Origin of the sequence: Enterobacter cloacae complex sp. 372C4, from assembly GCF_050030615.1 — a bacterium.
GTDB classification, from domain to species: Bacteria; Pseudomonadota; Gammaproteobacteria; order Enterobacterales; family Enterobacteriaceae; genus Enterobacter; species Enterobacter intestinihominis.
In genome coordinates this window covers 2610969-2631329 of the sequence record NZ_JBLGUQ010000001.1, presented here as the reverse complement: position 1 = coordinate 2631329, position 20361 = coordinate 2610969, and the positions used below count along the sequence as shown (strand labels likewise).

Here is a 20361-nt window from a genome sequence, read left to right as displayed (position 1 = left end):
TCACGTTCCGCCCCTCTCACGCTTCAATTAAACAACAAAAACAAAACATAAATTTAACAACCATCTTCCGATACGAGGTCCCTATGAAGCCTGAAGATTTCCGCGCTAATGCCAAACGTCCGTTAACCGGTGAAGAGTATTTAAAAAGCCTGCAAGATGGCCGTGAGATTTATATCTACGGCGAGCGCGTTAAGGACGTCACTACCCACCCGGCATTTCGCAATGCGGCGGCGTCCATCGCCCAGATGTACGATGCCCTGCACAAGCCAGACATGCAGGATACCCTCTGCTGGGGCACCGACACCGGCAGCGGCGGCTACACCCATAAATTCTTTCGTGTGGCGAAAAGCGCCGACGATCTGCGCCAGCAGCGCGACGCCATCGCCGAGTGGTCGCGCCTGAGCTACGGCTGGATGGGCCGCACGCCAGACTACAAAGCCGCGTTCGGCTGCGCGCTGGGGGCTAACCCTGCCTTCTACGGTCAGTTCGAGCAGAACGCCCGCAACTGGTACACCCGTATTCAGGAAACCGGCCTGTACTTTAACCACGCCATCGTCAACCCGCCTATCGACCGCCATAAACCGGCGGACGAGGTGAAAGACGTTTACATCAAGCTGGAGAAAGAGACCGATGCCGGGATCATCGTCAGCGGCGCGAAAGTGGTGGCCACCAACTCTGCGCTGACCCACTACAACATGATTGGTTTTGGCTCTGCGCAGGTGATGGGCGAAAACCCGGACTTCGCGCTAATGTTCGTCGCGCCGATGGATGCCGAAGGGGTGAAGCTGATCTCCCGCGCCTCTTACGAGATGGTGGCAGGGGCGACCGGCTCCCCGTACGACTACCCGCTCTCCAGCCGCTTTGACGAGAACGACGCCATTCTGGTGATGGATCATGTGCTGATCCCGTGGGAAAACGTGCTGATCTACCGCGATTTCGACCGCTGCCGTCGGTGGACGATGGAAGGTGGCTTCGCCCGCATGTACCCGCTTCAGGCCTGCGTGCGTCTGGCGGTCAAGCTCGACTTCATCACCGCTCTGCTGAAGAAATCGCTGGAGTGTACCGGCACCCTCGAGTTCCGCGGCGTGCAGGCGGATCTCGGCGAAGTGGTGGCGTGGCGCAACATGTTCTGGGCGCTGAGCGACTCCATGTGCTCCGAAGCCACGCCGTGGGTAAACGGCGCGTACTTGCCTGACCACGCGGCGTTACAGACCTACCGCGTGATGGCGCCGATGGCCTACGCGAAAATCAAGAACATCATCGAACGCAACGTGACCTCCGGGCTGATCTACCTGCCGTCCAGCGCGCGGGACCTGAACAACCCGCAGATCGACCAGTATCTGGCGAAGTATGTGCGCGGCTCCAACGGGATGGATCACGTCGAACGCATCAAGATTCTGAAACTGATGTGGGATGCCATCGGTAGCGAGTTTGGCGGACGTCACGAGCTGTACGAAATCAACTACTCCGGTAGCCAGGATGAGATCCGCCTGCAATGCCTGCGTCAGGCGCAAAGCTCCGGCAACATGGACAAGATGATGGCGATGGTTGACCGCTGCATGTCCGAGTACGATCAGCACGGCTGGACCGTACCGCACCTGCACAACAACACTGATATCAACATGCTGGATAAGCTGCTGAAATAACGCAGCGGGAGGTTTCAATGCAATCTGAAGAACGCCTGCGTTTTCGCGACGCGATGGCCAGCCTGTCGGCGGCGGTGAATGTGGTCACCACCGAGGGCGATGCGGGCCGCTGCGGCATTACCGCCACCGCCGTCTGTTCGGTCACGGATACCCCGCCCTCGGTCATGGTCTGCATCAACGCCAACAGCGCCATGAACCCGGTCTTCCAGGGCAACGGTAAACTGTGCGTCAACGTGCTGAACCACGAGCAGGAGATCATGGCCCGCCACTTTGCCGGGATGACCGGCATGGCCATGGAGGAGCGCTTTGCTCTCTCCTGCTGGCAGAAAGGACCGCTGGCGCAGCCGGTGCTGAAAGGCGCCCTGGCAAGCCTGGAAGGTGAGATAACCCAGGTGCAAACCATCGGTACCCATCTGGTCTACCTTGTGGAGATTAAGAACATCATCCTCAGCAGCGAGGGGCACGGCCTGATCTACTTCAAACGCCGTTTCCACCCGGTGATGATGGAGATGGAAGCCGCGGTTTGATCCCGTTGCACAAAAAAACGCTAAGGTTTCCGCAAAGGTGCGCCGTTAACTATCCATAAGATAAATTTTTCGGGGCGGCTGACGACGTCGTCAGCCGCCCCCTTAACGCTGGAAAGTCTTATGGCCCCTTCACCCCGAAGCCGCTCGGCTGAACGTCTGGTTGACATCATTATTGCTCTGCACCGCAACGGAAGCGTTAATCGCCGCGATCTGATGCAAAAATTTGGCATTACCGAACGTACGGTGTACCGCGATCTACAGGCCCTTTCCCCGATTATCGAACACGACGGCAAAGGACGCTATCAGCTGCTGCCCGCATATCAGCCCTGCCGCTGCACGCAATGCCCTGATGCGAACGACGAAACCCCGCAGGGCTAGATTATTCTCAGTGATCTCAATCACATATTTTCTCCCGCCGGGGGTGAGCCTTAACCACTCACCCTCGCTTTTGACCGCTCACGCATCGCTTTCAACCACTCACCCATTTACCGTGCTTTACACGCGCGAGGATCTGGCACGATCGCTCCAGCATTAATCAATACCTCCTCACAACGAACCCTGACCCTTTTTTCTTTACATAAAAAACCAGGTCTTACTATGGATACTAAAAAACTACTTAAGCACGTGCCCTGGGCCATCCTCGGGATCATCGGCGCTTTCTGTCTGGCGGTTGTCGCATTACGCCGGGGCGAGCACGTCAGCGCCCTGTGGATCGTGGTCGCGTCGGTTTCCGTCTATCTTGTGGCTTATCGCTACTACAGCTTGTACATCGCGCAGAAGGTCATGAAGCTCGACCCGACGCGCGCCACCCCGGCGGTCATTAACAATGACGGCCTGAACTATGTGCCAACCAACCGTTACGTGCTGTTTGGTCACCACTTCGCCGCCATTGCAGGCGCGGGTCCACTGGTCGGTCCGGTGCTGGCTGCGCAGATGGGCTACCTGCCGGGTACGCTCTGGCTGCTGGCGGGCGTAGTGCTGGCGGGAGCGGTGCAGGACTTTATGGTGCTGTTTATCTCCTCGCGCCGTAATGGTTCGTCGCTGGGCGAGATGATCAAAGAGGAGATGGGCCGCGTGCCGGGCACGATCGCCCTCTTCGGCTGCTTCCTGATCATGATCATCATCCTGGCAGTGCTGGCCCTGATCGTGGTGAAAGCGCTGGCCGAAAGTCCGTGGGGCGTCTTCACCGTCTGCTCTACCGTGCCGATTGCGCTGTTTATGGGCATCTACATGCGCTTCCTGCGCCCTGGCCGCGTTGGCGAGGTGTCGGTCATCGGTATCGTGCTGCTGGTCGCCTCCATCTACTTCGGCGGTGTGATTGCGCACGACCCGTACTGGGGCCCGGCACTGACCTTTAAAGACACCACCATCACCTTCGCGCTGATCGGTTACGCGTTCATCTCAGCGCTGCTGCCGGTGTGGCTGATTCTGGCTCCGCGTGACTACCTGGCGACCTTCCTGAAAATCGGCGTGATCGTCGGGCTGGCAATCGGGATTGTGATCATCAACCCGGAGCTGAAAATGCCGGCGGTGACGCAGTACATTGACGGTACCGGTCCGCTGTGGAAAGGCGCCCTGTTCCCGTTCCTGTTTATCACCATTGCCTGCGGTGCCGTGTCTGGCTTCCACGCACTGATCGCCTCCGGCACCACGCCGAAGCTGATGGCCAACGAAACCGACGCACGCTTCATCGGTTACGGCGCAATGCTGATGGAATCCTTCGTGGCGATCATGGCGCTGGTTGCGGCGTCGATTATCGAGCCTGGCCTGTACTTCGCGATGAACACCCCACCAGCGGGTCTTGGCATCACCATGCCAAACCTGCATGAGATGGGCGGCGAAAATACCGCGCTGATCATGGCGCAGCTGAAAGACGCCAGCGCACACGCGGCGGCGACCGTCAGCTCCTGGGGCTTCGTGATTTCGCCTGAGCAGATTATGCAGACCGCGAAAGACATCGGCGAACCATCCGTGCTGAACCGCGCAGGTGGCGCACCGACGCTGGCGGTGGGTATCGCACACGTGTTCCACAAAGTGCTGCCGTGGGCGGACATGGGCTTCTGGTACCACTTCGGTATCCTGTTTGAAGCGCTGTTCATCCTCACCGCGCTGGATGCCGGTACGCGTGCAGGCCGCTTCATGTTGCAGGATCTGCTGGGTAACTTCGTGCCGTTCCTGAAGAAAACCGACTCTCTGGTAGCAGGTGTTCTGGGTACTGCGGGCTGCGTAGGCCTGTGGGGTTACCTGCTGTATCAGGGCGTTGTAGACCCGCTGGGCGGCGTGAAGAGCCTGTGGCCGCTGTTCGGCATCTCTAACCAGATGCTGGCGGCTGTAGCCCTGGTGCTGGGCACCGTTGTCCTGGTGAAGATGAAACGCACCAAATACATCTGGGTAACCGTGGTGCCTGCGCTGTGGCTGCTGCTCTGCACTACCTGGGCGCTGGGTCTGAAACTGTTCAGCACCAACCCGCAGCTGGAAGGCTTCTTCTTCATGGCTAACCAGTACAAAGAGAAGATTGCCGCAGGCGGCGCGGATCTGACTGCGCAGCAGATTGCCAACATGAACCATATCGTGGTGAACAACTACACCAACGCGGGTCTGAGCATTCTGTTCCTGGTGGTGGTGTACAGCATTATCTTCTACGGCATTAAAACCTGGATGAAAGTGCGTAACGCCGATGGCCGTACGGACAAAGAAACCCCGTACGTGCCGGTGCCGGAAGGCGGCGTGAAGACGTCTTCACACCATTAATAAAATGGCGGGTGGCGCTGCGCTGCCCCGCCCTACAACGTTACTGTAGGCCCGGTAAGCGTAGCGCCACCGGGCTTTTTCTTATCAGGACACGTTATGTTTGGTAACTTAGGCGAAGCAAAAAAATACCTCGGTCAGGCGGCGAAAATGCTGATTGGCATTCCGGACTATGACAACTACGTTGAGCATATGAAGACCAACCATCCGGATAAGCCGTACATGACCTACACTGAATTCTTCCGCGAGCGTCAGGAAGCGCGCTACGGCGGAAGTGGAGAAGGCGGCGTCCGCTGCTGCTAAAGGAGAAACCATGACCCCGATTGCCGTTACACTGCTGACCGGTTTTCTCGGCGCCGGTAAAACCACCCTGCTGCGCCACATCCTGAATGAACAGCACGGCTTCAAAATCGCCGTCATTGAAAACGAATTTGGCGAAGTCTCCGTTGACGATCAGCTGATTGGCGACCGCGCCACGCAGATCAAAACCCTGACCAACGGCTGCATCTGCTGCACCCGCTCCAGTGAATTAGAAGACGCCCTGCTGGACCTGCTCGACAGCAGCGATCGCGGTGACATCGTCTTCGACCGTCTGGTGATCGAGTGCACCGGCATGGCCGACCCCGGCCCGATTATTCAGACCTTTTTCTCCCACGATATTCTGTGCCAGCGCTACCTGCTGGACGGCGTCGTCGCGCTGGTGGATGCGGTACACGCCGACGAGCAGATGAACCAGTTCACCATCGCCCAGTCTCAGATTGGCTACGCCGACCGCATTCTGCTGACCAAAACCGACGTGGCGGGTGAAAGCGAAAAACTGCGAGAGCGCCTGACGCGCATCAACTCGCGCGCACCCATTTATACCGTGACGCACGGCGATATCGACCTGTCTCAGCTGTTCAACACCAACGGCTTTATGCTGGAGGAGAACGTCACCGCGAAACCGCGCTTCCACTTTATGGCAGACAAGCAAAATGACGTAGCGTCGATTGTGGTGGAGCTGGACTACCCGGTGGACATCAGCGAGGTCTCGCGCGTGATGGAGAACCTGCTGCTGTCGTTTGCCGACAAGCTGTTGCGCTATAAAGGAATGCTGTGGATCGACGGCGAGCCGAACCGCCTGCTGTTCCAGGGTGTGCAGCGCCTGTACAGCGCCGACTGGGATCGTCCGTGGGGCGATGAACCGCCGCACAGCGTGATGGTGTTTATTGGAATACAGCTGCCGGAAGAGGAAATTCGGGCAGCGTTTGCGGGACTGAAAAAGTAAATCGTCGCTCCCCTTTAAACAGTAAAGGGGGCGTATTTCATTAGGGCAAAATGCGGGTTTCGCCCTTTCTGTTTGCAATATTGTCTGTTAATGTTCTTATCATGAATGAAATCATGCTTTGATTAATATTGGTTACAATATTAATCAATTGGATTTATATAATTTTCATGAATTGGTAGGCGTAATATGGCAATCATTATTCCCACGGTTAGCAGCTGTAGCGAGAAAATTACGGCAGGAGAAAAAAGACTGGCAAGGCTTCTGGAGGGTGGGCTCAGCGAACAATGTACCTGCTGGTATGATACCCGAATGGGAGACAAAGACGATCATCCTGATTTTGTGATTCTGGCCCCCGATAAAGGGCTGCTGTTTATAGAAGTGAAAGACTGGTATATCACAAAAATAAAATCGGCTAATAAAACCCATATTAATTATGAAACCAAAAACGGCATAGAGCCGTTGAAGAACCCACTCGAACAAGTTCGACAATATACCTTTCATATCATCAATAGCCTGAAAAAAGATCCCCTGCTTCGCCAGAAACAGGGAGAGCATGAGGGCGGTTTTATTATGCCGTATGGATACGGTGTTTATTTGAGCAACATCACTCGGGCACAGCTGGAAAAGAGTTTTATACCTGAGGAGTTGAATGAAATATTGCCCGCCAGCCAGGTGATATGCAAAGACGAACTCAACGAGTTTATGACTCGAGAACAAATCTCTGGCCGGCTCGAATCCCTTCTCAAACATCACTTTGTTCATAACACAACACCACAGCAGCTCGACCGCATCCGGTGGCATCTTTATCCCGATGTCCGCATTAACCCATCCGTTACGCGGGTTGACCTGGATAATTTTACTTTCCACACCCCTGATGTGGTATGCATGATGGACAGGAACCAGGAACAACTCGCCAGAAGTATGGGGGCGGGACACAGGGTAATTCATGGCGTGGCAGGTTCGGGCAAAACGCTCATTTTGCACCACCGATGTATTGAGCTTGCCAACAACATTGAAAACACCAAACCGATACTGGTGATTTGCTACAACATTACGCTGGCTAAAAAACTCAAAGCGCAGCTCGAACAGCATAGCCTCAGACTTCCCGTCGAAGTTATCCATTTCCACGCCTGGTGTTATCAGCAATTAAACGCGCATCGGCGTCTTCCCCCCAGGAGCAAAAACTTTATTGAGCTGATGGAGAATGCGCTGACGGTGGCATTTGAAGAGGGAGCAATCAAACCGGAGCAGTACAGCGCCGTTTTGATAGATGAAGGACACGATTTTAAACCGGAATGGCTAAGAATCCTCGCCAAAATGCCGGACAATAAAGATAGCTCCCTGCTGTTTCTGTACGATGACGCTCAGTCAATTTATCAGAAAAAGAAAGCTCTCGATTTTACCCTGTCCAGCGTCGATATAAAGGCTCAGGGCCGTACAACTATTTTGGATACCAATTATCGCAACACCCGGCAAATACTCCATTTTGCCAGCAGCGTAGCATTTAATTATCTCAATAATCACATAGAAGCTTCTCTCAAATACCAGCAGCCTGCCGCAGGTGGCCTGTCCGGGAAGTATCCCGCGCTGGCCAGCTTTGATAATCAGGACGAGGAGATTACGCGCGTCCTCGATTGGGTCACAGAGCAGCGACAGGAAGGTGTTGCGTGGTCAGAAATCGCCATACTGTGCCCCTCAACCTATAGCATTTCAGGCATGCTCGCGCCAAGGCTTGAAGCCCGCAAGATCCCATACCAGATGATTGTCTCCAGCGATGATAAAAAGCACTGGTCCCCGCAGAATGATTACCTCTGCGTCATGCCGCTGCCCAGCAGCAAGGGGCTTGAGTTTAATTCGGTCGCCATTATGGATGCGGCAAAGGAAAGGGACAGTGAAGATCTGAGTGACGATATCAAGCGCCTTTACGTCGGCATTACCCGCGCACGACAGAATCTTCTGGTGACAATGCACGGAACCGGAAGCCTGCGAGATCATCTGGTCGAGACCTGGGAAAAGAGCGTTAAGTCGAACTAACTATTCCGCGTTGAAAAGTATCTGCACCGAACAATCCCCTCTCCCCTGTGGGGAGAGGGCCAGGGTGAGGGGTAAAGCCCAATATTATTTCAACGCCTCCGGCAGCGTCACAATCCACAGCTCGCTGTCGGAATCCGGCTTCTTCAACGGCTTGACGCTGAGGGTAGTTTCAACCACTTTGTCATCCAGCGTCAGCTTGCCTTCCGCGTTCACCCGATAATCCTTGAGCTTCTTGCCCTCGGCCGGGTTGTGCATCGCCACCTTCACGCCAAAGTCATTATCGTTCGCCACCGCCAGCGTTTTGTCGTCAATCAGCGCCAGCCCTTCGGCCTTTTCCTGCTGCCAGCCCAGCGCACGCAGATCGACCACCTGCGTTTTTTCCGCAAGTGAAATGCCGCGCTGCGCCAGCGTTTTCTCATCGTCAAATTCCGGGTATTCGCCCGGCTTGTCGAAGGCGGCCAGATCGCTCGCCTTGCTCAGATCCACCCTGTAGATGAGGTTACGCATTACGTCGTTTTTATCTTCGCCCTGTTCAATCAGCAGGATAGTGTGGTTATCCAGCGCCACGATATCGCCGATTTTGGCGTCGCTGTTTTTGCTGTAGGCCGCGCTGTCGACAGGGTAGCCGTACATCGCGGTTTTTCCGGTCGCCGGATCGAAGCTGACCAGTCGCGTAAACAGCGCCTGCTTTTTGCTCTTCCCGTCGATATCCAACGTACTCTGGACAGCGGCGATAATACGTCCGTCCGGCATGCGGGTCAGGCCTTCAAATCCCCGGTTTGCCTGGCGCCATTTGATAACATTTGGCAGACCGCCGGCGATGGATTTCTCCCCTTCCGCCGCCTGTGGGCCGTGGATCGCGAGGATTTTCCCTTTACTGTCAATATTAATCAGGAACGGACCATACTCATCGCACAGCCAGTAGCCGCCCTTCCCGTCCGGCGTGATGCCTTCCGTATCCAGCCCGCGGTTATCGCCTTTCAGCACTTTTAAGGTGTCGCTTAGCGCGATTTCATTGGTGGAACCAATCACGCCACTTTGCAGCGGCAGACCGTTGATTTCGCCTTTATCGTCATGCAAAGGACGCGCGTCCACGGCCTCCGCTTTACCGTTTTGCACGCGGATCGTCATTAGCAGCGGGGCGAAATCCGGGGTAACAAAGATTTTAGCGTCATTTTTCCCCATTTTTGGCGAATCCGCGTTAGGACCGCGATCGGTCACGGTCGTAAACGTCAAGGCATCGCCCTGCTTGCCCGTAAACAGCAGGCCAGAGCCAGTCCCCACAGGCAGCCCGTTCGGAAACGCGCTGGCAAACGCACCGCTGTATTTGACATGCGCGCCTTCGGGAAAACTGACGACGTAACGCTCCGCGGTTGGCTGTGCCGCCAGGCCAGAGAAAGAGAGCGCACAACCAATTAGCACAGGAATGATTTTTCTTTTCATAGTGTTAGCACCCAGTAAGTGAAGCCAACAACGTAATGAAGAAACGTGTCAGAAAAATGACATGGTGAAAGCGGTTCGGCACAACGGGGCGTATAGCCACCTCCAGAAATGTAAACCTGTGTCTTTATCTGTGACAACTGAAACACTTTTGGAAATTATTAGAAACTCAATTAATTCATCCTGAACTAATTTTTCCGACCCGTTCAGCGTACGTTTAATGAGAATCCTGAACCCTTCCTAAACGCGAATGCATTACGTATTGACTCCTTGCCGGGTCAACATTCGAACAACATTTAAAATTCAAAAACCAAACAAAATCTGCATAAAAACGTGACAAGCATCGCATTTGCAGAGATAAACAGCTCTTGTTAAGGTGCCCTCAGATTAATTTGATGACGAGGAAAAACTCATGAAAAAGCTCAACGTTCTCCTTCTTTCCGCTCTGACTGCCGTATCGGGCTCCGCACTGGCCATGGGCGGCAGCATTGAGCAGGGTAAAAACTTTACCAACCTGCATGTGGAAATGGGGAAATCAACCTCCGGTCTGTACACCGAAGGTAGCTGGCTGAAAAACACCGATGACGGCACCACAACCGGTGGCGTAGGAGCAGGCTACAACTTTGAAGTCGGCCCGGTGATGCTGAACGCAGGCGCTAAGGCCCTCTACGTTGGCCCGAAAAAAGGCGATAACGGCGTGGCGTTCCCGGTCGGCGGCGGTGTGAACGTTGCCCTGACCGACAGCATCAGGGTATTCGGTGAAGGCTACGTTGCGCCAGACGGCCTGAACAACAGCGTGAAAAACTACGTTGAAGCGAATGGTGGCGTAAGCTGGACGCCAGTGAAGCCGGTGACGCTGAAGGTGGGTTATCGTCACGTGAGCGTTGATGGTAAAGACGGTCGTCCTAACCACACGCTGATTGACGGCGCATATGTTGGCGGTGGCGTGTCCTTCTAAGCCTGTTTGCCCGTTTCGCCCGGCGGCGCTACGCTTGCACGGGCCTACAATGAAGGGTGCAATTTATGAATATTATTGCACCTTGTAGGCCGGGTAAGCGCAGCGCCACACGGCAAAAAAGGCGATGAGACTGTTAATAAAAAAACCTGCCGGATGGCAGGTTTTTTTATGTCCGACATTACTTGCGAACGACCACCAGCTTCTGGTTCACAAACTCTTTGATCCCCAGGTCCGACAGCTCGCGTCCGTAACCCGAACGTTTTACGCCGCCGAACGGCAGTTCTGCCGCCGTATCGGTGAGCCAGTTGATGTACACCATCCCGGTCTCAATACGCGATGCCATCTTCTTCGCGCGCTCAATATCCTGGCTGAACACCGCTCCGCCCAGGCCGTAGTGGGAGTCGTTCGCCAGCGCGACCGCCTCGTCGTCGTTTTTCACCACGTAAATCTGCGCTACCGGGCCAAAGAACTCTTCGAAGTACGCCGGGTTGTCGCGTGAGATGTTGGTCAGGATGGTCGGCTCAAAGAAGCTCCCGTCTCGCTGCACAGGTTTGCCGCCATAGTGCAGCGTAGCGCCGTTTTTCACCGCCTCGTTAACCTGTTTGGTCAACGTGTCGAGCGCGTCTTTAGAGGACAGCGGCCCCAGCGTGGTGCTTTCGTCCAGCGGATCGCCAATCTTCACCTGCTTAAATGCCTCGGTGAATTTGCTCAGGAAGGCATCGGCAATCTTTTCATGCAGGATAAAGCGCTTCGCCGCGGTACAGACCTGCCCGGCGTTGTTGAGCCGCGCGTTAACGCCGATCTTCACCGCTTTATCCAGGTCCGCATCGTCGAGCACCACGAATACGTCGTTACCGCCAAGCTCCAGCGTGGATTTCTTAATGTGCTTCGCTGCCTGGGCCGCTACCACGCTGCCCGCTTTTTCTGAACCGGTTAGCGCCGCGCCCTGTACGCGATCGTCAGCGATGATGTTCGCCACCTGATCGGACGAGATAAACAGGTTGGTCCACGCCCCTTCCGGCGCGCCCGCCTCACGCACCAGATGGGCGAAGGTTTCCGCACAGTGCGGCACAATGCTGGCGTGTTTAGCGATGACAGGGTTACCCGCCGCCAGGTTTGGCGCCAGAACGCGCATCAGCTGATAGTATGGGAAGTTCCATGGTTCGACGGCCATCAGCACGCCGATGGGGTGATGTTCAACCCATGCTTCCCCGAGTTCAGAGTCATACTTCACCGAGGCCAGGAACTGCTTCGCGTTGTCCGCATAGTAGCGGGCGATTTGCGCGCACAGCTTCACCTCGCCGCGGCTCTGTTCGATGAGCTTACCCATCTCCTGGCTGGCGATTTTCGCCAGCTCCTCCACGCGTTCGTCGATCAGGTCCGCCAGCTTATGCAGTACCGGCAGGCGCTGGCTTATGTCGCTTTTCGCCCAGTCGGAGTGATAGAGCGCATCGGCTGCCTTCAGCGCCGCTTCAACATCTGCGTCAGTGTGGGAGGGATATTCTTTGATGAGCTGGTTAGTGGCAGGATTTACTGTCTGATAAGCCATATCGAATCTCCATGTTTTACCGCTTAGGGTATTAAGGGTAGTCAACATGACTGGCTATGGACTTAAAGTTGGGTATATCCGGAAGGTTCTGAGTAAAGCGATGCCATACCGTGGCTGGCGTGGTATAAAAAACTTTCAGAAGGAGTTGCTATGACCGATACCCGCCACATCCGTCAGACCTTTCACCGCGCCTCGGGCCTTGAACTACGCAGCACGTGGCAAAGCATGCAGGCGTACAAACGCCATTGCCACCCTCAGCTCTCCATCGGCGCAATTGTGGAAGGCCAGACATGCTGCGTGTGTAATGGCAGAGAATACATCCTCCAGCCCGGGGACCTGATTGTGATCCCGGCTTATGTCCCACACAGCTGCAACCCTGTTGCCGGGCAGCCGCGTAGTTATCATATGCTTTATATCGATACGGACCTTCCCCTTGCGGTTCAGGTGATTCGCAACGCTACGCTGTTTATGTATTACCGGAAAGTTGTTGAGAGGATGTCCCCTGCGTCCGTGGACAGGCTGCTTACTGCCCTTCCCCATTGCATGGATGAGGCAGAAAAGCCTGGATCAACCAGCCAGCAGGTTCAGCAGGCATTTCTTTCCAGTCTTTCCAGCCCGCCTTCCCTCGACGCACTTGCGCAACGATTCTCGCTGCGAAAGGAGACGCTGATCCGTACCTTCAAGAAGGACACGGGCCTGACGCCTGGCAGCTTCCTCAATATCTCCCGCGTTGAGTACGCCAAAGCGCGGCTGCGTGCCGGGGATGATATCGCCGATGTCGGCTACCAGAGCGGGTTTGCCGATCAGAGCCATTTTCATAAGACCTTTGTGCGCTACACCGCCGCCACACCGCGTCAGTACGCTACGGGCCGATCAATATCAGACAATAAATAGGTTCTGTGTTTTCGTAGTCTGGCCCCAGTTTTGCTTTCAGAGGTCGCTATGGAACTGTTCTTCCCTTCCGCTTTTCTCGCCCTGGCGCTGGCGCATTTTGTTGCCCTGTTAAGCCCGGGCCCGGATTTTTTCCTGCTGATGGGCTACGCCGCCCGCTACCGACTGCGCGGCAGCGCCGGATTGTGCATCGGGATAGCGGCAGGAAACGGGCTTTACATTTTGCTGGTCATTATGGGATGGAGCGCGCTGCGTCAGTTCGCGTGGCTGTTCACGTTGATTGAATTATCCGGCGCACTGTATTTGCTCTGGATCGGCTCGCATCTTGTACGCAGCCGACCGCAGACGCTGGCGCTAAATGAAACACATGAGCGCTGCCCCTCGCTGCGTAAGCAGATCCTGCTGGGGCTGGGTTCGGCGCTGTTGAATCCCAAAAACGCGTTGTTCTACCTGGCGCTGATGACGGCGTTACTCGGGCCGGACGTCACGCTGCTTCAGCAGGCGACCTGCGGCGTCTGGATGGTGATGGTAGTACTGGTATGGGATTTTGCGCTGGTGTCGCTGATGGGGTTACCGGCGGTTCAGCGAAAGCTCAGCCGTTCGCTCTGGCTGATAGAGCGCACGGCGGGGGTGGTATTGATGGGGTTTGGTGGGTGGGTGCTGTGGCGGTTTTTGCACTTTTCCCCCGTATCCCTCTATCCTTAACCCATGGAAAAACATACCGAACTCAAACGCGCCAAGCTTCTCGCGCTGTCGCTGCTGCTGATTGCCGCTGCGGCCTTTATCACTACCCTGTTCCTGCCGCAAACCTTCTGGGTACGCGGCGCAAAAGCTATTGCCGAGGCGGCGATGGTCGGCGCGCTGGCGGACTGGTTTGCCGTTGTCGCGCTGTTCCGCCGGGTGCCAATTCCCGTTATCTCGCGCCATACGGCGATTATCCCGCGCAATAAGGACCGCATCGGCGACAATCTTGGCCAGTTCGTGCAGGAAAAGTTTCTGGATACCCAGTCGCTGGTCGCATTAATTCGCCGCTACGAGCCGGCCCAGATGATTGGTGCCTGGTTCAGCAAGCCCGACAACGCCCAGCGCGTCGGGCTGCATTTGATGCAGGTGATGAGCGGTTTTCTTGAGCTGACTGACGACGGGCGCATTCAGCGCCTGCTCAAACGCGCGGTGCATAAGGCTATCGACAAGGTCGATTTAACCGAGACCAGCGCCGTCATGCTGGAAAGCATGACCAAAAACAACCGTCACCAGGTGCTGCTGGACGCCATCATCAACCGTCTGATTACCCTGATTCAGCGCGAGAGCACGCGGGAATTTATCTCTGACCAGATCGTCCACTGGCTGAAGACCGAGCATCCGCGCAAGGCGATGGTGCTGCCCACCGAGTGGCTGGGCGATCAGAGCGCAGAGATGGTGTCGAACGCGGTGAACACGCTGCTGGATGATATCAGCCACGACCGCACGCACCAGATCCGTCGGGCATTTGACCGCGCCACGCTGAAGTTTATCGACAACCTGAAAAACGACCCGGAGATGACGGCCAAAGCCGACAACATCAAGCACTATCTGAAGAATGATGAAGCATTTAACCGCTACCTGGGTGAAATGTGGGCTGACCTGCGCCAGTGGCTGAAAAATGACATGCAGAGCGACGATTCCCGCGTGAAGCAACGTATCGCCAACGCCGGGCTGTGGTTTGGTGAGACGCTGTCGAATGATGCCAGCCTGCGTGCGTCGCTGAACGAGCATCTGGAGCAGGCCGCGCACCGCGTCGCGCCGGATTTTGCGGCATTCCTGACGCGCCATATCAGCGACACGGTGAAAAGCTGGGACGCCAAAGATATGTCACGCCAGATAGAACTCAATATCGGTAAAGATCTTCAGTTCATTCGCGTAAACGGTACCCTGGTAGGCGGAACGATTGGCCTGATTCTGTTTTTACTTTCTCAGTTGCCCGCCGTGCTGGGGCATTAATCCGCTTTTGGCGGCGCGATAACGTAGCGCGTCGCCTCGAAGCGGTTCAGGATCAGGTGCACCAGAAAGACCATCGTCAGCGTGACCACCAGCGCGAAGGTAACGGAGGTGATGCGGTACAGATCGCTGAACACCAGATCGCTGTCCGGATGCATGTTTTGCCCGAACATAATGCCGATGGTGGTAATGCTGGAAAATCCCACCCCGGCCCCGACCTTCTCCATCACGTGCAGGCGCGCGCCAAATGCCAGCCCGAGGCCGATCAGCGGCATCATCAGCAGCATATGGCTGCTGTGATCGTACAGAATAAGCTGAACGACGAGGATATAGAGACAGCCCAGCACCACGCCGACCACGCGCCAGATAGAGCTCATCACCGCGCCGCGATAGTGCATCGGGAACAGGATCAGAATGCCCGCCATCAGCGCCGAGAGCGAATCGCTTAAGTCGCTCATCTGAAATACCACGAAAATCAGCGTCGCCACGGTGCCGGAGAGCAGCGACTCGTGGCGCACGCGGGCATCGTCTTTCTCTATCAGCGGCGGCGGCTTACGTGGCTCCACGTCCGGCAGCAGGTAATTCATCAGCGCGCTCAGACACACCGCCATCACACTCGCTTCAATGTTGGAGAACAAAAGCGTGTGCCAGTTGGTGGTGGGGTAGCTCATAAAGTTGAGCATTACGCTCTGGCACACCACGCCCATCGAACCGAACAGAAACAGCGGCCCCTTGCTCATAAAACGAAAGCGCATCACGTACAGGGCAAAGACCACCAGCGTCATAATGACCGGCCATTGCGACAGAAAGCCGATGATGATCACCATTTCGACGCAGTTGAGCGATGCGCTGAAGATAAACTGCTTCGCCACGTGGCGGTTAAACACCGGCACCAGCGACAGCAGCATGATCGGGTAGACCACAAAAAACACGCCGTAGCTGGTGTTGTAGAAGCTCGAAATACTGAGCGCAATCATCCCGGCAAAGACAATGCGCAGGGTCTGGCGGAAGTCGTTTGCCGTGTAGACGATGTTGCCGTGCGGGGTAAATACCCGCGCCAGGGTGCTAATAGACATAGTGAAGCAGGCTCACCAGATGGATTTGCATCCCGGAGAAGAAGCGCGCAAAGGGCCCTTCGCTGTTGTAGAGCTGCACGGTGGCGCGCGCGCCGGTCGGCAGCGACTTCGGTAAGGCTTCGTCCAGCGCCACGTGAATGCGCATTCGCTGGGCATCGCGCACCCAGCGGTTAGAGGTTTCCGGTTCAGAAAGTTGACCGTTAACGGCTTCCTGACCGGCGAGGATCCCCGCGTCACTGCTGGTCACGTGGGCGCGGAAAACCCGTCCCGGAAAGGCGTCAAACACCACGGCGGCGTCGGTCCCCTGGTGGGTATGACGCAGGCTCTTCTCGCGGAAATCCGCCACAATATCCGTCTGCGTATTCACCAGCGCCAGCGCTGCCGAACCGGACGAGGCGTAAAAACCGGGGCTTAATTGCAGATTACTCACCGTGCCGTCCGCCTCGGCGTAGACCTTCGTCCAGCCAAGATTCAGCTCCGCTTCATCCAGCGCGTTACGGTATTTTTGCAGCGTCACGTTACGGTGTTCATTCCGCTCGCCGCGCTGAATGCGCAGGTTATGAATATTCGCCTGAATCGAGCTGACGGACTGCTCGCTGCTCTGCCAGGTAGTGCGGACCTTATCCAGATCCGCCTGCGACACGTTCTGCAGGGTGCTCAGTTTCTGGTAGCGGTCGAAAGTCACTTTGTCGTTACGCGCGGTCAGCACGGCGGTCTTCAGGCTGGCCTGCGCGGCGGCGATCTGCGCGTCCAGTTGTTCGTTGGAAAGGCGAGCTTGCTCAAGCGCGATCTGCGCTGCTTCCACTTTATTGCGAAACGGGGTGTCGTCGAGCTCAAACAGCAGATCGCCTTTCTTCACCTGGCTATTGTTGTGGACATGGACCGCCGCCACATAGCCGGAGACACGGGCAGACACCGGCGTCACCACGCGCATCACGGTGGAATCCGGCGTCAGCGGGATCCAGATATCCGCGACGATAAAGTAGACAAACATCAGCAGGAAAGAGGCAATACTTACCCTTACCCAGCGGGCAAACTTTTGTTCAGTAGTCATTATTTTTCTGTCTTGTTATCTTCTTCGCGGATTGTCCGCAAATTGCAGGCGATTTGATTCAGGGTGGCGCTGAAAATGTCGAGATGTTCAGGCGCGATGTTTTGCGATACGCGCGTCTGAAGCGTCTCAATTACCTGGGTGAGCCTGTTAAGTACAGCTTTTCCCTCAGGCGTCAGCGTCAGAAGCCGGATGCGCTTGTCATACGGCGAGACGGTGCGCAGCAGGTAACCCTGTTTTTCCAGCTGTGTCAGGGTGCGCATTAGCGGCGGCAGTTCAATGCCCTGCACCTCCGCCAGCTCACTCACCGAGACGTTATCCCCGAGCTGATGCAGCTGCATCATCACCGTCCAGCTCGACTGGGTTAACCCGGTATCGAGAATGGCGTCGTCAATGACGGCACGCCACTGGCGCACGATCATCGCCATCCGCATGCCCATCGGCCTGCGGCTAAACAGTTCTTCTTCACTCATGGGGAAACCTCTCGTCACACGCGGTCACAATAATAGTTATCAGGGTAAGTATCAAGAAACGAGAAGTTAAAGCGCAGGAATTGCGAAATGAGATTCTCCCTCTCCCTGTGGGCTGAGGGTTCCCCACAAATTAATGCGAGCACTGAGCAATCCCCTCGCCCCTCCGGGGAGAGGGTTAGGGTGAGGGGAACATACGGCGGTGGTGGTCATTCCGTTCACTTTATGTTCCTTGCTACTCTGTAACGACATGACCGGTGAACGTGCCAGGGTGGCTCAGTCGCCACCACCCTGGCGACCCGGGCTCCCGGCGGAAAATCGCCGCTTCGCGGTGCCCTCGGCTTATTCCTTCCGGCTTATCGGGTACGGGCGGAGGCAACGTCCCTGTAAAGCCGCCCTCTCGGCGCATCCCTGCGCCTCGCCCCGGCCGGAAGGCAAACGCCTCAGCGATTTACAGCCGGACCAGGGCATCGCTGACAGCCCTCAGTCATTTAGAAAGCAACTTTATTGCTTCTGCATAAAAAAATTACTGGGGATCCCTCAGCCCTGTGGGAGAAGGGCAGAGTGAGGGCACAGCCCGCAGCGGAGTTTAGCGGCTAAAATGTCTGGAGATGGCGCCCTGTCCTGAAGCCGTCACAACCACCTCCCTGTACCCCGCCACCCGCTGGATCCACCCTTTGCTTTCCAGATAAAGAAGCAGCGCTGCGCCGGCTTCGCCTCCGAGATGAAACCGCCGCTCGCTCCAGTCCAGGCAGGCGCAGCACGCTTTTCGGCGCGGATGAGCGCTTAACGAAACGCCGAGCTTCAGAAACTGCTCCCGACCATACGGCGTGAGCGCTGAACCGTCTGCCTCCAGCCAGCCTGCTGCCTGCATGAAATCGTAGATCTGCACCGCCACCGCGCCCGCCAGATGGTCATAGCAGGTCCGCGCCTCCCGCATGGCTTTCGGCGCGGTAGTTTCCGGCGGGGTAATGCGGCTCCACGAAAGCCCCATCATCTGTTCCACCAGCGCCGCCACGTCGTGCCCGGCAAGACGATAATAACGATGCCGCCCTTGCGACAGGCAGGTAATTAACTGCCCTTCAACCAGCCGGGCAAGATGCCCGCTGGCGGTCGACGGCGCAACGTCTGCCACCGCACTCAGTTCGGTGGCCGTCCACGCCCGCCCGTCCATTAGTGCACAGAGCATTTTCACGCGCGACGGATCGGCCATTGCAGCCGCTACAGCGGCAATGGCCTTTTCCAGCATCGCGCTGTTATCAGAGGGTAAGCTCGTCTTTAACATTTGTCGCCCAGGGTGTGGTGATCTCAGCGGCCAGCTTATCATCATCCGTCAGCAGAATAAGGTGATTCGCGTGGTCGCTGTACTGAGTCAGGATAGACACGCCCTTTGCGGCCAGCGCCGCCGCTATCTCGCCCAGCTCGCCAGGACGCTCCTGCTTAAGCTTTCTGATCACCGGCTTTCGCAGCGCCTGCACGGTAAACCCGGCGTCGAGCAGCACACGGCGGGCTTTTTCCCCGTCCTCCACCAGGAAATGGGCATCCGTACCGAAAACGCCGCCCCCCTCCAGCCCCACGCCGTTGCGGCCTAACAGCTGTCCAAAGCGCGCCAGCTCGCCGGGCCTGTCGCTAAAAATCACGTGAACGTCATACATCCGCGTGCCCTCCCGTTTCGGAGCTGTACTCCCGCACCAGCTGCGCCACGCGAATACGGTAGAAAGAAAAAATCGACTCCCGGCCTTCGGCCTGCGCGGCCTGATGGAAGACATTCTGCTTCCAGCGGCGGACGGCCTCTTCATCCCGCCACCAGGAAAGGGACAGGATTTTGCCGTCGATGCTCAGGCTCTGAAAACGTTCTATATCAATAAAGCCGTCGATGTCCGCCAGCAAAGGCTTGAGTTCAGCGGCAAGCTGCAGATAGCGCGCCTGATGATGAGGCTCCGCTTTGGCTTCAAAAAGGACTGCGATCATGGGTGTCTCTCCGTTGTGAGGGTGTGGAGAGAATGCAGGAGGAAAAACCACAATGCTTCGGTATGGAGCGAAGTGTTTGCCGGATGGCGCTGCGCTTATCCGGCCTACGGGCTCATGTAGGCCCGGTAAGCGTAGCGCCACCGGGCAGGGTTTAACCCACCATCGACTTCGACTCCATAAACGCCCCAATCCCCCACTCGCCTGGATTACGGGCGCTGATGGCGATGATCCGCGAGCGCGGAATTATTCCAGGTTAGCCTTGTTCAGACCGTAAGCCGCATCCAGCGCGCCCGGCTCCATGCGGGAGGTAATGCCCAGGCGGTTCCAGGCGTTGATCGCTACGATGGCGAAGTTCAGCTCTGAAATCTCGACATCCGAGAAGTGCTCCGCCACGCTGCGGTACAGCGCATCGCTCACACCATGTACGCCAATCTGGGTCAGCGCTTCGGTGAAGGCCAGCGCCGCTTTTTCACGGGCGCTAAACAGCGGGGACTCGCGCCAGGCCGCCAGATGGTACAGGCGCAGCTCGCGCTCACCGGCGATTTTAGCCTCTTTCGAGTGCATATCCAGACAGAAGGTGCAGCCGTTCAGCTGCGATACGCGAATGTCGATAAGGTGCTTAAGCGCCGGGTCGATGGAGGTTTTCGCCACCTCCATGCTCAGGGCAGAAAGCGCGTTGGCAAGTGCAGGTGTGGCTTTGTGGTGGTTTACGCGGGTGCTCATTGTCTTTCCTCTTTTTGTGCCGTTTTTTTCATG

Annotated in this window: 20 protein-coding genes; 11 read left to right on the top strand and 9 right to left on the bottom strand. The window is 56.4% G+C overall.

The features are described from left to right. The first annotated feature begins 83 nt into the window (after nucleotides 1–83). The 7 genes from hpaB (at nucleotide 84) to ACQG11_RS12625 (ending at nucleotide 8222) form a co-directional block, all read left to right on the top strand. Entirely contained in the window at nucleotides 84–1646 is a 1563-nt protein-coding gene (gene hpaB / locus ACQG11_RS12655) for a 4-hydroxyphenylacetate 3-monooxygenase, oxygenase component (protein ID WP_063146387.1), read from the top strand. 17 nt (nucleotides 1647–1663) lie between these two features. Further along, entirely contained in the window at nucleotides 1664–2173 is a 510-nt protein-coding gene (locus ACQG11_RS12650) for a 4-hydroxyphenylacetate 3-monooxygenase reductase subunit (RefSeq protein WP_003856606.1), read from the top strand. Nucleotides 2174–2293: 120 nt separating this feature from the next. Further along, nucleotides 2294–2551 (top strand): HTH domain-containing protein, encoded by a 258-nt coding sequence (locus tag ACQG11_RS12645; RefSeq protein ID WP_022646951.1) that lies wholly within the window; start codon nucleotides 2294–2296, stop codon nucleotides 2549–2551. Between the two features lie 219 nt (nucleotides 2552–2770). Then, entirely contained in the window at nucleotides 2771–4924 is a 2154-nt protein-coding gene (locus tag ACQG11_RS12640; RefSeq protein WP_022646950.1) for a carbon starvation CstA family protein, read from the top strand. 96 nt (nucleotides 4925–5020) lie between these two features. Then, nucleotides 5021–5224 (top strand): YbdD/YjiX family protein, encoded by a 204-nt coding sequence (locus tag ACQG11_RS12635; RefSeq protein WP_003856610.1) that lies wholly within the window; start codon nucleotides 5021–5023, stop codon nucleotides 5222–5224. Between the two features lie 10 nt (nucleotides 5225–5234). Further along, on the top strand, nucleotides 5235–6188 hold the full coding sequence (gene yjiA / locus ACQG11_RS12630) for a GTPase (RefSeq protein ID WP_161177418.1): 954 nt from the start codon (nucleotides 5235–5237) through the stop codon (nucleotides 6186–6188). Nucleotides 6189–6374: 186 nt separating this feature from the next. Beyond that, nucleotides 6375–8222 (top strand): 3'-5' exonuclease, encoded by a 1848-nt coding sequence (locus ACQG11_RS12625; RefSeq protein ID WP_426728414.1) that lies wholly within the window; start codon nucleotides 6375–6377, stop codon nucleotides 8220–8222. A gap of 84 nt (nucleotides 8223–8306) precedes the next feature. On the opposite strand, the gene ACQG11_RS12620 is transcribed toward ACQG11_RS12625, so the two are convergent. Then, nucleotides 8307–9665 carry an esterase-like activity of phytase family protein gene (locus ACQG11_RS12620; RefSeq protein ID WP_426728413.1) on the bottom strand — a complete coding sequence of 453 codons (1359 nt, stop codon included), beginning with the start codon at nucleotides 9663–9665 and terminating at the stop codon, nucleotides 8307–8309. Between the two features lie 409 nt (nucleotides 9666–10074). Between ACQG11_RS12620 and ACQG11_RS12615 the strand changes: the two genes are divergently transcribed. Next, complete coding sequence (locus ACQG11_RS12615; protein WP_426728412.1) at nucleotides 10075–10620, top strand: YfaZ family outer membrane protein; 546 nt, start codon at nucleotides 10075–10077, stop codon at nucleotides 10618–10620. 178 nt (nucleotides 10621–10798) lie between these two features. Here the strand turns inward: ACQG11_RS12615 and ACQG11_RS12610 are convergent, their stop codons facing one another. Beyond that, on the bottom strand, nucleotides 10799–12169 hold the full coding sequence (locus ACQG11_RS12610; RefSeq protein ID WP_426728411.1) for an NAD-dependent succinate-semialdehyde dehydrogenase: 1371 nt from the start codon (nucleotides 12167–12169) through the stop codon (nucleotides 10799–10801). Between the two features lie 150 nt (nucleotides 12170–12319). Between ACQG11_RS12610 and ACQG11_RS12605 the strand changes: the two genes are divergently transcribed. Genes ACQG11_RS12605 through ACQG11_RS12595 form a run of 3 tightly spaced genes read left to right on the top strand, consistent with a single transcriptional unit; the run spans nucleotide 12320 to nucleotide 15040 of the window. Then, nucleotides 12320–13063: a helix-turn-helix domain-containing protein gene (locus ACQG11_RS12605; protein WP_126292154.1), complete on the top strand. Its 744-nt coding sequence runs from the start codon at nucleotides 12320–12322 to the stop codon at nucleotides 13061–13063. A 48-nt stretch (nucleotides 13064–13111) separates the two neighbouring features. Next, nucleotides 13112–13765: a LysE family translocator gene (locus ACQG11_RS12600; protein WP_022646942.1), complete on the top strand. Its 654-nt coding sequence runs from the start codon at nucleotides 13112–13114 to the stop codon at nucleotides 13763–13765. Nucleotides 13766–13768: 3 nt separating this feature from the next. Beyond that, nucleotides 13769–15040 (top strand): DUF445 domain-containing protein, encoded by a 1272-nt coding sequence (locus ACQG11_RS12595; RefSeq protein ID WP_023299245.1) that lies wholly within the window; start codon nucleotides 13769–13771, stop codon nucleotides 15038–15040. Here ACQG11_RS12595 and ACQG11_RS12590 read toward each other — a convergent pair. The 7 genes from ACQG11_RS12590 to ACQG11_RS12560 all read right to left on the bottom strand — a co-directional run bounded on the left by ACQG11_RS12590 (nucleotide 15037) and on the right by ACQG11_RS12560 (nucleotide 20328). Beyond that, a complete protein-coding gene (locus ACQG11_RS12590; protein WP_022646940.1) occupies nucleotides 15037–16113 on the bottom strand; it encodes a DUF2955 domain-containing protein in 1077 nt (358 codons plus the stop codon). The two genes, ACQG11_RS12595 and ACQG11_RS12590, sit on opposite strands and share 4 nt — an antisense overlap. After that, entirely contained in the window at nucleotides 16103–17170 is a 1068-nt protein-coding gene (locus ACQG11_RS12585; protein ID WP_426728893.1) for an HlyD family secretion protein, read from the bottom strand. The genes ACQG11_RS12590 and ACQG11_RS12585 overlap by 11 nt, the downstream gene beginning before the upstream one ends. Beyond that, nucleotides 17167–17637: a MarR family winged helix-turn-helix transcriptional regulator gene (locus ACQG11_RS12580; RefSeq protein ID WP_022646938.1), complete on the bottom strand. Its 471-nt coding sequence runs from the start codon at nucleotides 17635–17637 to the stop codon at nucleotides 17167–17169. The genes ACQG11_RS12585 and ACQG11_RS12580 overlap by 4 nt, the downstream gene beginning before the upstream one ends. A gap of 586 nt (nucleotides 17638–18223) precedes the next feature. Then, nucleotides 18224–18919 (bottom strand): ArsR/SmtB family transcription factor, encoded by a 696-nt coding sequence (locus ACQG11_RS12575; protein ID WP_426728410.1) that lies wholly within the window; start codon nucleotides 18917–18919, stop codon nucleotides 18224–18226. Next, nucleotides 18894–19289 (bottom strand): amino acid-binding ACT protein, encoded by a 396-nt coding sequence (locus ACQG11_RS12570; protein ID WP_022646936.1) that lies wholly within the window; start codon nucleotides 19287–19289, stop codon nucleotides 18894–18896. The genes ACQG11_RS12575 and ACQG11_RS12570 overlap by 26 nt, the downstream gene beginning before the upstream one ends. Next, entirely contained in the window at nucleotides 19282–19605 is a 324-nt protein-coding gene (locus ACQG11_RS12565; RefSeq protein WP_038415232.1) for an antibiotic biosynthesis monooxygenase family protein, read from the bottom strand. The genes ACQG11_RS12570 and ACQG11_RS12565 overlap by 8 nt, the downstream gene beginning before the upstream one ends. 243 nt (nucleotides 19606–19848) lie before the next feature. After that, nucleotides 19849–20328 (bottom strand): carboxymuconolactone decarboxylase family protein, encoded by a 480-nt coding sequence (locus tag ACQG11_RS12560; RefSeq protein ID WP_022646934.1) that lies wholly within the window; start codon nucleotides 20326–20328, stop codon nucleotides 19849–19851. Nucleotides 20329–20361 lie beyond the last annotated feature (33 nt).